General features: G+C 59.6%; 12 protein-coding genes. 8 read left to right on the plus strand and 4 right to left on the minus strand.

Translation table 11 applies throughout. The features are described 5' to 3' along the window. Positions 1–174 precede the first annotated feature (174 nt). From rho to DDE20_RS12285, 6 genes are read left to right on the plus strand one after another with little or no spacing between them, the layout of a single operon-like run. Positions 175–1,446 (plus strand): transcription termination factor Rho, encoded by a 1,272-nt coding sequence (rho, locus tag DDE20_RS12260; protein ID WP_116558800.1) that lies wholly within the window; start codon positions 175–177, stop codon positions 1,444–1,446. Positions 1,447–1,463: 17 nt separating this feature from the next. Then, complete coding sequence (mnmE, locus tag DDE20_RS12265) at positions 1,464–2,744, plus strand: tRNA uridine-5-carboxymethylaminomethyl(34) synthesis GTPase MnmE (protein WP_116558801.1); 1,281 nt, start codon at positions 1,464–1,466, stop codon at positions 2,742–2,744. Between the two features lie 12 nt (positions 2,745–2,756). Then, on the plus strand, positions 2,757–4,628 hold the full coding sequence (gene mnmG / locus DDE20_RS12270) for a tRNA uridine-5-carboxymethylaminomethyl(34) synthesis enzyme MnmG (RefSeq protein ID WP_165814507.1): 1,872 nt from the start codon (positions 2,757–2,759) through the stop codon (positions 4,626–4,628). Further along, positions 4,612–5,253: a 16S rRNA (guanine(527)-N(7))-methyltransferase RsmG gene (gene rsmG, locus DDE20_RS12275; protein WP_116558803.1), complete on the plus strand. Its 642-nt coding sequence runs from the start codon at positions 4,612–4,614 to the stop codon at positions 5,251–5,253. Before mnmG ends, rsmG begins: the two co-directional genes overlap by 17 nt. Continuing rightward, positions 5,250–6,047: a ParA family protein gene (locus DDE20_RS12280; protein ID WP_116558804.1), complete on the plus strand. Its 798-nt coding sequence runs from the start codon at positions 5,250–5,252 to the stop codon at positions 6,045–6,047. The genes rsmG and DDE20_RS12280 overlap by 4 nt, the downstream gene beginning before the upstream one ends. Then, complete coding sequence (locus tag DDE20_RS12285; protein ID WP_116558805.1) at positions 6,040–6,951, plus strand: ParB/RepB/Spo0J family partition protein; 912 nt, start codon at positions 6,040–6,042, stop codon at positions 6,949–6,951. The genes DDE20_RS12280 and DDE20_RS12285 overlap by 8 nt, the downstream gene beginning before the upstream one ends. Here DDE20_RS12285 and hemW read toward each other — a convergent pair whose 3' ends face one another. Genes hemW through rph form a run of 3 tightly spaced genes read right to left on the minus strand, consistent with a single transcriptional unit; the run spans position 6,952 to position 9,448 of the window. Continuing rightward, entirely contained in the window at positions 6,952–8,118 is a 1,167-nt protein-coding gene (gene hemW, locus DDE20_RS12290) for a radical SAM family heme chaperone HemW (RefSeq protein ID WP_116558980.1), read from the minus strand. It lies immediately after the preceding gene. Positions 8,119–8,129: 11 nt separating this feature from the next. Continuing rightward, positions 8,130–8,741 (minus strand): RdgB/HAM1 family non-canonical purine NTP pyrophosphatase, encoded by a 612-nt coding sequence (gene rdgB, locus DDE20_RS12295; RefSeq protein WP_116558806.1) that lies wholly within the window; start codon positions 8,739–8,741, stop codon positions 8,130–8,132. After that, a complete protein-coding gene (gene rph, locus DDE20_RS12300) occupies positions 8,738–9,448 on the minus strand; it encodes a ribonuclease PH (protein ID WP_116558981.1) in 711 nt (236 codons plus the stop codon). Before rph ends, rdgB begins: the two co-directional genes overlap by 4 nt. A gap of 84 nt (positions 9,449–9,532) precedes the next feature. On the opposite strand from rph, the gene hrcA reads away from it, so the two are divergent. Together hrcA and DDE20_RS12310 are read left to right on the plus strand one after the other, a co-directional pair. After that, positions 9,533–10,606, plus strand: a complete 1,074-nt coding sequence (hrcA, locus tag DDE20_RS12305; RefSeq protein ID WP_116558807.1) for a heat-inducible transcriptional repressor HrcA — start codon at positions 9,533–9,535, stop codon at positions 10,604–10,606. 12 nt (positions 10,607–10,618) lie between these two features. Continuing rightward, positions 10,619–11,209, plus strand: a complete 591-nt coding sequence (locus DDE20_RS12310; protein ID WP_116558808.1) for a nucleotide exchange factor GrpE — start codon at positions 10,619–10,621, stop codon at positions 11,207–11,209. A 99-nt stretch (positions 11,210–11,308) separates the two neighbouring features. On the opposite strand, the gene mutS is transcribed toward DDE20_RS12310, so the two are convergent. Next, complete coding sequence (gene mutS, locus DDE20_RS12315; protein ID WP_116558982.1) at positions 11,309–13,930, minus strand: DNA mismatch repair protein MutS; 2,622 nt, start codon at positions 13,928–13,930, stop codon at positions 11,309–11,311. Between the last annotated feature and the right edge of the window lie 122 nt (positions 13,931–14,052).

Below are 14,052 nucleotides of genomic sequence, written 5' to 3' on the forward strand. Positions count from 1 at the left end.
TCTTTCTTTCTTATTAATAGAAGCAGGCGGAGAGCTGGCGCCCGGAGGACCGAGGGCACTGATTGACTCGACCGGTGGATCAGCTTAGAGAACCTTCTGAGCGGAGCCGTCCGGCCACCGTATTTCCCGTTGTGACAATTGACAGATGCTTACTGGTGTCTTGGAGGGCTTCTCATGTGTGAGAACCGTGTGAATCTAGCTGATCTCAAAGCGAGAACGCCTGCGGCATTGCTGGCGATGGCTGAAGAGCTGGAAATCGATAACGCGCCGTCGATGCGTAAGGGCGAGATGATGTTCTCGATCCTCAAGGAACGCGCTGAAGACGGTTGGGAAATCGGCGGCGACGGGGTTCTGGAGGTTTTGCAGGACGGATTCGGGTTTTTGCGCTCGACTGAGGCGAATTACCTCTCTGGCCCTGATGATATCTATGTCACCCCCGATATGATCCGGCAGTATTCGCTGCGCACGGGCGATACCATCGAGGGGGTGATCCAGGCGCCCGGCGAGAACGAGAAGTATTTCGCGCTGACCAAGGTGACCTCGATCAATTTCACCGATCCCGAGAGCGCGCGCCATAAGGTGCATTTCGACAACCTGACGCCGCTGTACCCCGACCAGCGGCTGAATATGGAAATCGAGGATCCGACGATCAAGGATCGGTCCTCGCGGATTATCGATATCGTGGTGCCTCTGGGTAAGGGGCAGCGGGCGCTGATCGTGGCGCCGCCGCGCACCGGTAAGACGGTGTTGATGCAGAATATCGCGCATTCGATCGAGCGTAATCACCCGGAATGCTATCTGATTGTGCTGTTGATTGACGAGCGGCCCGAAGAGGTGACCGATATGCAGCGCTCGGTGAGCGGCGAGGTGGTGTCCTCGACCTTTGACGAGCCGGCGACGCGACATGTGGCGGTGGCCGAGATGGTGATCGAGAAGGCCAAGCGGCTGGTCGAGCATAAGCGCGATGTGGTGATTTTGCTGGATTCGATCACCCGTCTGGGGCGCGCGTTTAACACGGTTGTGCCCTCAAGCGGCAAGGTCTTGACCGGTGGTGTTGATGCGAATGCGCTGCAGCGGCCGAAGCGGTTCTTTGGTGCCGCGCGGAATATCGAAGAGGGTGGCTCGCTAACGATTATCGCGACCGCGCTGATCGACACCGGCAGCCGCATGGATGAGGTGATCTTTGAGGAGTTCAAAGGCACCGGCAACAGCGAGATCGTGCTGGATCGCAAAATTGCCGATAAGCGCGTGTTCCCGGCGATGGATATCCTGAAATCGGGCACGCGGAAGGAAGAGCTGCTGGTGGATAAGGCCAATCTGCAGAAAACCTTCCTGCTGCGGCGGATTTTGAACCCGATGGGCACCACCGATGCGATCGAATTCCTGATCTCGAAACTCAAACAGACCAAAACGAATGGCGAATTCTTCGACTCGATGAACACCTAAGACGTGAAGGCACTGCCATGGATACGATTGTTGCGCTGGCCACGGCGCAGGGGCGCGCTGGCGTTGCGGTAATTCGCGTCTCCGGCCCGCTGGCCTGGACCGTATGCAAGGCTCTGGCGGGGATCGTGCCGGAGCCGAGAGTGGCGCGGCTGTCGGTGTTGCGCGATGCGCAGGGGGAGCGGATCGATCATGGTCTGGTGCTGGTTTTCGAGGAAGGCCGCAGCTTTACCGGCGAGAAAATCGTTGAATTTCAAGTGCATGGAAGTCAGGCGGTGGTGGCGGCGATGCTGCGTGCCTGTCTTTCGGTTGACGGTGTGCGGGCGGCAGAACCCGGGGAATACACCAAACGCGCGTTTCTGAACGGGCAGATGGATCTGACCGAAGTCGAGGCTTTGGCGGATCTGATTGATGCCGAAACCGAGGGCCAGCGGCGGCAGGCGATGCAGGTGTTGGATGGCTCAGCCGGGCGGCTTGTGGATGCCTGGCGCGAGGATTTGCTGCAGTCTTTGGCGATTTTGGAAGCGGCGATGGATTTCTCGGATGAAGAATTGCCCGATGATCTGACGCCGTTGGTGGTGGCGCCACTGGACCGGGTGTTGGGCAGTCTCTCGCAGCAATTATCGGGGCGTGCGGCCGCGGAATCGGTGCGCGACGGGTTCGAAGTGGCGATTATCGGGCGGGTCAACGCAGGGAAATCGACGCTGCTGAACGCTTTGGCCGGACGCGATGCGGCGATCACCTCGGAGCGGGCGGGCACCACGCGCGATGTGATCGAGGTGCGGATGGATATCGGTGGGCTCTCGGTGACGTTGATTGATACCGCGGGGCTGCGCGAGACCGAGGATGAGATCGAGCGCATGGGCATTGATCGCGGGCAAGCGCGGGCGGCGCAGGCGGATTTGCGGGTATTCCTGAAAGCGGATCCTGAAGATGCGCCGGTTGGGGTGTCGGAGGGGGACATTGTTGTCTTGTCAAAGGCGGATCTTTGGGGTGAAGAGGGGGTGTCCGGCGTCACTGGCGAAGGTGTGGCCGCTCTGATCTCGCGGATTGAGGCGATATTGCGCGAGAAGACCAAAGGGTCTTCGGTGTTTATGCGTGAGCGGCATTTTGATAAGCTGGCGCGAGCGGTCGACTCGTTGACGCGCGCGAAAGCGGAATTGCTGTCACCGGCCAGCGCTTGGGAGATCGCCAGCGAAGACCTGCGCGCGGCGTTGCGAAGCCTTGACGGAATCGTCGGGCGGGTAGATATCGAGGATGTTCTCGGGCGGATTTTCTCGTCGTTTTGCATTGGTAAATAGGGATTGTTTCACGTGAAACACTTCGAAGTGATTGTCGTAGGCGGTGGCCATGCGGGTGTCGAGGCGGCGCTGGCGGCAGCGCGGAGTGGTGTGCAAACGGCGCTGATCACCTTTCGGAAGGCAGATCTAGGGGTCTTGTCGTGCAATCCTGCTATTGGTGGGATCGGCAAAGGTCATCTGGTGCGCGAGATTGATGCGCTTGGCGGGGTGATGGGGCTGGCCGGGGATTACGCGGGTATCCAGTTTCGCCTGTTGAACCAATCGCGCGGCGCTGCGGTTCAGGGGCCGCGTGCGCAGGTGGATCGGCGGCGTTATGCTGATTTCATTGGTCCCTATGTTGCGCGCCAAGAGAACCTGACCGTGATCGAGGGCGAAGTCATTGACCTGCTGCTTGATGGCGGGGCTCTGCGCGGCGTGGTGATGGCGGATGAGACCGAGATCAGTAGCCGTGCGGTGATCCTAACCACCGGCACATTCCTTGGTGGCGAAATTCATATCGGAAGCGAGCGGATTGCTGCGGGGCGGAAGGGTGACAAAGCCTCGGTCAAATTGGCGGCGCGTCTGCGGGATCTTGGTTTGCGCATGGGGCGCTTGAAAACCGGCACGCCTGCGCGCTTGAAGGGCACGAGTATTGATTGGGACCGGATCGGTCGGCAGTTGGGTGATGAGCAACCGGTGATGCTGTCGTTTATGAATAGGCAGCCGGTGGCGGAACAGATCGCTTGTGGGGTGACGAACACCACCATTGAGACCCATGAGATCATTCAGCAAAACCTGCATTTATCGGCCATGCGGTCGGGCAATATTTCGGGTGTTGGCCCGCGTTATTGCCCGTCGATTGAAGATAAGATTACCCGTTTTTCCGAGAAAGACTCGCATAATATCTTTCTGGAACCGGAGGGATTGGGCATCGATACCGTCTATCCGAACGGGATTTCGACGTCGCTGCCGGTGGATGTGCAGGATGCCTTCTTGCGCAGCATTCCCGGATTGGAGGCGGTGGAGATTTATCAGTATGGTTACGCGATTGAGTATGACTATATCGATCCCCGCGAGCTGGGCGAGACATTAGATCTCAAGAAAATCAATGGCTTATATCTTGCAGGGCAGATCAATGGCACAACGGGCTATGAGGAAGCTGCCGCGCAGGGGCTCGTTGCGGGGCTGAATGCTGCGCGGTTCTCTCAAGAGAAATCGCCGGTGAATTTCGTGCGAGATAGCAGCTATATCGGTGTGATGATTGATGACCTGACGACCAAAGGGGTGACCGAGCCCTACCGCATGTTTACCTCTCGCGCCGAGCATAGGCTGATTTTGCGCGCGGATAATGCCGATGCGCGGCTCACCCCTTTGGCGCTGGATTTGGGGCTGCTTGATGAAACCCGCGCTGCATTCACCAAAGCGAAACTGGAACGTTTGGCGCAGCTGGAGGCTTGCTTGCGGCAGCGCGTTGTTAGCGGTGATGAGTTGACATCATTGGGTCTAACGCACCTGAAATCCGGCGCGAAACGCAATCTTTTCGAGGTTTTGGGGTTGGCAGATTTGGACCTTGAGCGCTTCTATGTGGTTTTTCATGATGAGTTCAGTTTGTCAGAGTGGGAAGTTGCACAATTGCAGAAGGATGCGTTCTACCGGCCCTATGTTGAGCGGCATTTGAAGGAAGTGGAGCGGTTGAAGGACGAGGGAAGTAAGAGAATTCCGGCTGAATTTGACTATTCCAGGCTTCCATCCTTGTCGAACGAACAGCGCGAGAAACTGCAACGGATCCAGCCCCGGACCATTGATCACGCGCGGCGCATTGAGGGGATGACCCCCGCCGCGACATTGCTAATTTTGGCGGGTGTTAAGCAATTTGGCCGGACGCGCAATGCAGCAGCGCAATGACTTGGAGGCAAGCGTCGGGGCGAATGTTTCACGTGAAACATTGGACGCATTGGTTGATTATTCCGAGAACCTGATAAAATGGTCGGGGAAGATCAATCTGATTGCGCCCTCGACCATGGCCGAGCTTTGGACGCGGCATATTTGCGACTCCGCGCAAGTATTGCGGCTAGCACCAGATGGGCCGGTACAATGGGCAGATTTGGGTTCTGGCGGAGGTTTGCCTGGAATTGTGGTGGCAATTCTGCTGAAGGACGCCAGCCCCGGGGCGCGAACGCAGTTGATCGAATCGGATAAGCGTAAAGCGGCCTTCTTGAAGTTGATGATTGACCGGCACGCGTTGAACGCGAATGTGGTGGTGGAACGGATCGAGAAAGCACCAAGCGCGAAAGCGGACATAGTGACCGCGCGGGCATTGGCGCCGCTTGACCTGTTATTAACCTATGTCGCGCAACATATGCAGCCAATGGGCACCGCATTGTTGTTTAAAGGCAGAAACTTCCAAGCAGAGCTTGATCAGGCGAGTTTAGCGTGGCAATTCAATGTAGAGGTTGAAACCAGCCGAGTTGATCCGGAATCTCGCGTCTTGCGACTCTCGAGGCTTAGGAAAAGGGAGATTGCTGGATGAAAATTGTCGCCATCGCGAACCAAAAAGGGGGGGTGGCCAAGACCACCACGGCGATCAACCTTGCGGCAAGCCTCGCTGAAGCCGGGCATCGGGTTCTGGTCATCGATATGGATCCGCAGGGAAATGCGTCGACCGGTTTCGGCATCGGTCTCGATCAAAGGCAGTTAACGGTCTACGATTTGCTGCTCGGGGATGTGAGCGCTGAGGCGGCGGTTGTCGAAACCGAGACCGAACGCGTCTGGCTCATTCCCGCGACGACGGAATTATCCTCCTCGGATGTGCAGCTATTCAACGTCAACAAGCGCAGCTTTCTGCTCAAGGACTCACTGGCTGCCACCGGTCTAAAGGCCCAGCGATTCGATTTTGTTCTGATCGATTGCCCGCCATCGCTGAATTTGCTGACAGTGAATGCTCTGGTTGCCGCGGATTCCGTTCTGATCCCTCTGCAAAGCGAGTTCTTCGCCCTGGAAGGCCTGTCGCAACTCATGCTGACCATTCGCGAGATCCGCCAAACAGCGAATCCCGCGCTTAGGGTTGAGGGGATTTTGCTGACCATGCACGACCAGCGCAACAATCTGGCGCAGCAGGTCGAGAGTGATGCGCGCGACACGCTCGGGGATCTGGTCTATCAGACGGTTATCCCGCGCAATGTTCGTTTGAGCGAGGCGCCATCCTACGCAATGCCGGCAATTTCCTACGACTCTACGTCCAAAGGGGCGATGGCCTATAGGGCCTTTGCGCAGGAATTCTTGAGGAATAACAATAATTTGCAGAAGGTCGAAGCAGATGGCTGAACGCAGGAATGAACGTCGCGGATTGGGGCGCGGATTGTCCGCCTTGATGGCAGATGTGGGGATTGACACGCCGAATGCGAGTGAAACCAGTGGCACGACGCCGTCTCGCGCCAACCTTGAGATGATTGCGATCGAGAACATCGTCTCGAACCCGAACCAGCCTCGCCGCACATTTGAGCCTGAGGCGCTCGAGGAATTGTCCGCGTCGATCCGCGAGAAGGGCATTCTGCAGCCGCTGGTGGTGCGTCAGTCGCCTGAAAACTCTCAAATTTACGAGATTGTTGCCGGCGAACGGCGCTGGCGGGCGTCGCAACTGGCGCAACTGAGCACAGTTCCCGCGATTATTCGCAGCTTCAGCGACCAAGAGATGCTGGAAGTTGCGATTATCGAGAATATCCAGCGCGAAGAACTCAATGCGATTGAAGAGGCTGCAAGCTACCGGCAGCTGATTGATCGTTTCGGCCATACCCAAGAAAAGGTTGCGGAAGCACTTGGAAAGAGCCGCAGTCATATCGCTAACCTATTGAGATTGCTCAACCTTCCTGATGGCGTCAAGGATATGGTCGTTGCCGGAAAAATCTCGGCGGGTCATGCCCGTGCGTTGATTACCGCCGAGGATCCTCAGGCTTTGGCGGCACGGGTCTATGCCAAGGGCTTGTCGGTTCGCGACACCGAGGCATTGGCCAAGAAGGTCTCAACACCTGAGCAGGATCCGGCGAAGAAACGCGCGGATGCGCGGCAGCGTGATGCGGATACCCGCGCATTGGAAGATGATCTTTCGGCAAATCTGGGCATGGCGGTGATCATTGACCATCGCGCAGGAGGCGAGGGTAAACTGACCATTCGCTATAATTCGCTCGATCAGCTCGATCAATTGTGCCAATTGCTTTCGCAGATCAGATAATCAATCGCTGAGCAAGGCGCGCAGAACTGAATTCAGCAGGGGTCTGCCGCTGTCCGTGGTGCCAAATTGACTGCCATCAACCCAGATAAAACCCTGCTCTTGCAGCGCAGTCATCGCGTTTTCATTGATCTCAGCGCCGCTTAGTCTGCGCCAGCGATCCAGATTGGAGCCTTCGCTCAGGCGCAGGCTCATCATCAGGTATTCTGACCCCATTTCTGCCGGCGTTAAGGCGGTTTTACTGTCGTGATTCGCGCTGCCGTCACGCACGGATTGCAGCCATCGCGTCGGTGCGCGCTCGGCCTCGGTTGCCCAGCGTTGGCCATGTAAAGTTATGCGCCCATGCGCGCCGGGGCCGACACCGACATAATCACCATAGCGCCAATAGACCTGATTATGCAGGGATTCCTCACCGGTTTTGGCATGATTAGAGACTTCATAGGCGGGTAGGCCGGCGGCCACACAAAGCTCTTGCGTTGCTTGATAAAGATCAGCGCCGATATCATCAGTGGGCAGGCCAGGTAGCTTTCCTATCCGGTAACGATCGCCAAAGGCGGTGCCGTCTTCGATGGTCAACTGATAAAGCGACATATGGCTCGGTTGCAGGGCGAGGGCTTCGGTCAACTCGGCGCGCCAATGGGCTTCGTCCTGGAACTGACGCGCATAGATCAGGTCGAAACTGGCGCGGTCAAAGGCGGTGGTGGCGACGTCCCAGGCTTGATAGATCTCGGAAACGCTGTGTAACCGGCCCAAACGGCGCAAATCTGCATCATTGAGCGCCTGAAACCCCAATGACACGCGGTTGACGCCTGCGCTGGCGAAATCCTTGAACTTGCCAAGCTCCACCGATGAGGGGTTGGCCTCTAAGGCAATCTCGATGGAATTCGCGAAACCCCAGCCACGGCGGGCGGCGGATATCACCGCGTCAACCGTCTCGGGTGGCATCAAAGACGGGGTGCCGCCGCCAAAAAAGATCGATGTCAGCGTGCGCCCCGGTGTCATTGCGGCATAGCGGGTGATTTCCGCAACCAATGCATCGCGCCAAGCGACCTGGTCTACGTGCCGCACAACATGGCTGTTAAAGTCGCAATAGGGGCATTTCGCCGCGCAAAATGGCCAATGCACATAGAGGCCGAAGCCTCCATTCTGCCAATCTTCGCGCTCTTGCATGGCGAATTGTTTCACGTGAAACACTCGGCAAGCAATTTTTGCAGGGCGCGACCGCGGTGGCTGACCGCATTTTTCGCCTGATGGGACATCTCGGCAAAAGTGAGAGTATGGCCTTCGGGAATAAACATCGGATCATACCCGTGCCCATGCGCGCCGCGGGTTGGCCAGACCAACTCCCCGTCAATCCGCCCCTCAAACACCTCATCATGCCCGTCCGGCCAAGCCAGAACCAGGACCGACACAAAGGTTGCGCGCCAAGGCTGCGGCGCAGCGGCATCAATCAAAGCCTTATGCGCACGCCCCATCGCCAGATCAAAGTCGCGACCCTCGGGCGTTTCCGCCCAATCTGCGGTATAGACCCCCGGTGCACCGCCCAAAGCCTCGATGCAAAGGCCGGAATCATCCGCCAAAGCCACCAGTCCGGTCGCAGAGGCCGCCGCATGAGCCTTGATCCGCGCATTCCCGACGAAAGTATCCTCGGTTTCGACCGGCTCCGGCAGGTTGTGATCCTTTGCCGAAACCACCGTCACCCCGCGCGGCGCCAGCAACTCACGCATCTCTTCCAGTTTGCCCGCATTATGCGTGGCAAACAGCAGTTGATCGGCGGTCAGGGCGCGGGTCACAGCGCCGCCTTTTGCGCCGCGACCAACTCGGTGATTCCCGCTTCGGCCAGATCCAGCATCGTGTTCATCTCGGCGCGCCCAAAAACGCTGCCTTCGCCCGACATCTGCACTTCAATCATCCGCAGATCGCCCAGCATCACAAAATTCCCGTCGACGCCGGCCGAGCTGTCTTCAGCATAGTCCAGATCCAGCACCGGCTGACCGGCGTAAATCCCGCAAGAGACCGCGGCAACATGGTCAATGATCGGATCGGAGGAGATCACCCCTGCCTTCAACAGCGTATTCACCGCCATCCGCAGCGCCACCCAACCGCCGGTGATCGCCGCGCAGCGGGTGCCGCCATCGGCCTGGATCACATCGCAATCGACGGTGATCTGGCGTTCGCCAAGCGCCGAGCGGTCGATACCCGCGCGCAGAGAGCGACCTATAAGCCGTTGAATTTCAACAGTTCTGCCGCCTTGCTTGCCCTGCGAAGCCTCACGCCGGTTGCGCGTATTGGTGGCCCGCGGCAGCATCCCGTATTCCGCTGTCACCCAGCCCAGACCAGTGTTGCGCAGGAACGGCGGAATGCGCTCTTCGACCGAGGCGGAGCAGAGCACATGGGTGTCGCCGACTTTAATCAAACACGAGCCTTCCGCATGTTTCATCACACCGGTTTCGATTGAAACGCTGCGTTTTTGATCTAACTTCCGTCCAGAGGGGCGCATCTCGGTTTCCTTTTCCATGTTGGCTTCCAATTACACGCCCCTTCAGCGATCATGCAACCGGATCCACTCTGAAACCCACGCCAAATGACACATCAGCCGCAAAACACCCTGTTTCCAGACCTCAACGACCGCACGCGCGAAGTCTTTCGCCGCGTCGTCGAATCCTATCTGCAAACCGGTGCGCCGGTGGGGTCGCGGACCCTGACGCGGGACTTCAGCGAGAACCTCTCGGCGGCGACAATCCGCAATGTGATGCAGGATCTTGAATATCTCGGCTTGCTGGAAAGCCCGCATGTCTCGGCGGGCAGGGTGCCCACGCAGAACGGGCTGCGGTTGTTTGTCGATGCGCTGCTTGAGGTCGATCCGGTCACCGCCACCGACCGCGAGAAGCTCGAAGCCTCGCGGATGAACAACGAACGTGATCTCGGCTCGATGCTCGATAATGTCGGCCATGCGCTGTCGTCGATCACCAAGGGCGCCAGCCTTGTGTTGACCCCTAAACATGAGGCGCCGATCCGCCATATCGAATTCGTGCCGATCGCCGCCGACCGCGCGCTGGTGGTGCTGGTCTTTGCTGACGGCCAGGTGGAAAACCGCGTGTTCCGCCCGCCGCCAGGTCTGTTGCCCTCGGCGCTGCGCGAGGCGGTGAATTTTATCAACGCTTTCGCCTCCGGCCTGACGATGAGCGATCTGCGCACACGTCTGCGCAAGGAAATCAGCGTGCGCCGGCAAGAGATCGACACCATCGCCGGTGATATGATCGAACGCGGCATGGCGATCTGGGAGGATGAGGGCGGCCATAACGAGCGCCTGATCGTGCGCGGACGCGGAAATCTGCTGGATCAGACCGATTCCGACAGTCTGTTGAAGATCCGCGAGCTGTTTGATGATCTTGAGCGCAAGCGGGATATCGCCGAAGTTCTGGAACTGACCGAGCGTGGCGACGGTGTGCGCATATTCATTGGCGCCGAGAACAAGCTTTTTTCACTAACGGGTAGCACTTTGGTCGTTTCTCCCTATATGAACGCCGACAGCAAGATTATCGGTGCTGTGGGCGTGATCGGGCCGACGAGGCTAAATTACGGTCGCATTGTGCCGATAGTTGATTATACCGCGCAGTTGGTCGGCCGCATGCTGACCGAACTGGGGTCCGAGTGAACAGAGGAAGACATGGCAAAGCCACAAGAAGATATCGTAGACACACAGGCAGATGACGCATTGTCAGAGGACGCGCTGGCCGATGAGGCGGTGCAGGCTGAGCAGGCCGAGATGGACCCGCTCGCCGTTCTGGCCGAGGTTCAGGCCGAGTTCGAGGAAGAGCGCACGCAGATGCGTGACCGCCTGATGCGGGCGCTGGCCGATCTGGAAAACAGCCGCAAACGCGGTGAAAAGGATCGCCGCGAGGCTGCGCTTTACGGCGGCACCAAGCTGGCCCGCGATCTGCTGCCGGTCTATGACAACCTGAACCGTGCGCTGGAACTGGTTGATGAGGATACCAAATCCCGCAGCAAAGGGCTGGTTGAGGGGCTGGAGCTGACGCTGCGCGAATTGGTCAATATTTTCGCCCGCCACGGCATTGAAAAACTCGCGCCAGAGATCGGCGAAGAGTTTGATCCGCATCTGCATGAGGCGATGTTCGAAGCGCCGGTGCCGGACACCAAAGCCGGTCAGATCATCCAGGTTCTCAACGTCGGCTTCCGCCTGCATGAGCAACTGTTGCGCCCCGCGCAGGTCGGTGTCTCCTCGACCCCCGCGGGCTAAATACAGGCCGGGTCTTGGCGTATAAGCTGTTGAAACTAAATATAAAGGCGAGCTGGTAGCAACCGGCTCGCCTTTTTCATTGCCCCGGATGTCCGTGCCTTACTCGGGCAGCAACTCGCGCAATTCATAGAGCAGCGCCAAAGCCTCACGCGGCGACAAAGCGTCGGGGTGGATATCCGCCAGCCGGTCCTCGACCGCCGAGGATTTCGCCACCGGAGCAGGGCGCGGCGGCGTGGGCTGCATGGCAAAAAGCGGCAGATCGTCGATCAGGGTTTTCGCCCCGCGCTGCCCCTGATCGCCGCGTTCCAGCATATCGAGAACCTCGCGCGCGCGTCCGATCACCGCCTCGGGCAGCCCCGCCAGACGCGCCACCTGCACCCCATACGACCGGTCCGCAGCGCCCTTGGTGACCTCATGCATGAACACCACATCGCCCTCCCATTCGCGCACGGCGACGGTGGCATTATCGACCCCGTCCAGCCTGTCGGCCATGGCGGTCATCTCGTGGTAGTGGGTGGCAAAAAGCGCGCGGCTTTGGTTAACGCCGTGCAGATGTTCCAGCACCGCCCAGGCAATCGACAGCCCGTCATAGGTGGCAGTTCCGCGGCCGATTTCATCAAGGATTACAAACGCCCGCGACCCGGCCTGATTGAGAATCGCCGCGGTTTCGACCATCTCGACCATGAAGGTCGAGCGTCCGCGCGCCAGATCATCCGAGGCACCGACGCGGCTGAACACCTGATCGACCAGCCCGATGGTGGCGGCTTTCGCCGGCACGTAGCCGCCCGCCTGCGCGAGAATTGCAATTAATGCGTTCTGCCGCAGAAAGGTTGATTTACCCGCCATATTCGGCCCGGTGACCAGCCAGATCGCGGCCCCGTCTGCGGCAGGCTCTAGCCCCAGCGAATTGGCCACAAACGGCTGTCCGGCTTTCTGCAGTGCCGCTTCGACCACCGGATGGCGCCCGCCATCAACGTTGAAATCGCGGCTGTCATTCACCACCGGGCGGCACCAGTTGTTATGCCGCGCCAGTTCGGCGAAACCGGCGGCGACGTCGATCTCCGACAGCGCCCGCGCGGTGACCTGTATCTCCCCCGCAGCAGCCAGCAGCGCGGCGCGCATCTCCTCGAAAATCCGACGCTCGATATCCAGCGCACGGCCACCGGCGTTGAGGATACTGGTCTCCAACTCGGTCAGTTCCGGCGTGGTGAAACGCACCTGATTGGCGGTCGTCTGCCGATGTTTGAACTTTTCATTGAGCGGGGCGGAAAGCATCTTGTCGGCATGGGTGGCGGTGGTCTCGACGAAATAGCCCAAGACATTGTTATGTTTGATCTTTAGCGCCTGAATGCCGGTCTCTTTGGCGTAATCGGCCTGCATCCGTGCAATCACCGCGCGGCCCTCGTCGCGCAGCTCACGCGCGGCATCGAGATCGGCGTCAACACCCGCCGCGACAAAGCCGCCATCGCGCGCCAGCAAGGGTGGATCGGCGACCAGCGTGGCCTCGAGATAGGCGGCCAGATCCTCATGGCCGACCAGCGCCATGGCCGAGGTTTCCAGCAGGGGCGGCACCGCCGCGCTGCCGAGGATTTCCGCGATCGCTCCGGCCTCGCCGAGACCCGCGCGCAGCATTGCCAGATCGCGCGGCCCGCCACGGTCCAGCGCCAGCCGTGACAGCGCGCGGTCGATATCGGGCACGGATTTCAGCGCCGCGCGCAGATCGCCGCGCAGCCGGTCGCTGTCGACCAGCGCGGTGACCGCGGCCAGCCGCGCCTCGATCTCGCCCAGATCACAAGACGGGCTGGAAATCCGCCGCTCCAACAGTCGCGCGCCGCCCGGGGTGACGCTCTGGTCCACCGTCGCCAGCAAGGAGCCCGCGCGGCCACCCGCCAGCGCTTGGGTCAGTTCCAGATTGCGCCGTGTCGCCGCGTCGATCTGCATTGCTGCCTTGGCATTCTCGCGCACCGGCGGGGTCAGAAGCGGCATCTGCCCCTTTTGCGTCATATCCAGATAATCGACCAAAGCCCCCAGCGCCGAGAGTTCCGCGCGTTCAAAGCTGCCGAACCCGTCCAGCGTGGCGGTGTTGAACAGCGCGCAGAGCCGCTTGTTGCCATTGGTGGAATCAAACGCCGCGCGCCCGCGTTCGGCCAGCGCAAATCCCATTTCATCGGCCAATTCGCGCAGCCCCGCGGCCACATCCTCGGTGACCACCAACTCCCGCGCCCCCAGCCGCGCCAGTTCCGGCGCCAGCCGCACCCGCGGGCAAGGCATCACCCGCAATTCACCGGTCGAGATATCCGCCCAAGCCAGCGCCGAGGCGCCGCGGATATCGGCCCATGCGGTCAGATAGTTGTGACGGCGCGGCTCCAACAGCGAATCCTCGGTCAATGTCCCCGGCGTGACCAGCCGCACAACATCGCGTTTGACCACCGATTTCGACCCGCGTTTCTTCGCTTCGGCGGGGTCTTCCATCTGTTCGGCAATCGCCACCCGAAAGCCTTTGCGGATCAGGCTGAGCAGATAGCCTTCGGCGGAATGCACCGGCACGCCGCACATCGGGATCGGCGCGCCGTCATAGGTGCCGCGTTTGGTCAGGGCGATGTCCAAAGCGGCGGCGGCGGCGACCGCGTCGTCGAAAAACATCTCGTAGAAATCGCCCATGCGGTAGAATAGCAGCGCATCCGCATGCCGGGCTTTGATGTCGAGAAATTGCGCCATCATCGGCGTCACATTGGGCTGCGCGTCGCTCACTTCACTCTCCGTATTCAGCGCCGCACCCTACAAAACCCGCAGGCCCGCCGAAAGGGGTTTGCTTGGTGTTGTTTGGCCGCAGGCCGCGCGGT

Origin of the sequence: Pararhodobacter oceanensis, assembly GCF_003076755.1 — a bacterium.
GTDB lineage: Bacteria > Pseudomonadota > Alphaproteobacteria > Rhodobacterales > Rhodobacteraceae > Pararhodobacter > Pararhodobacter oceanensis.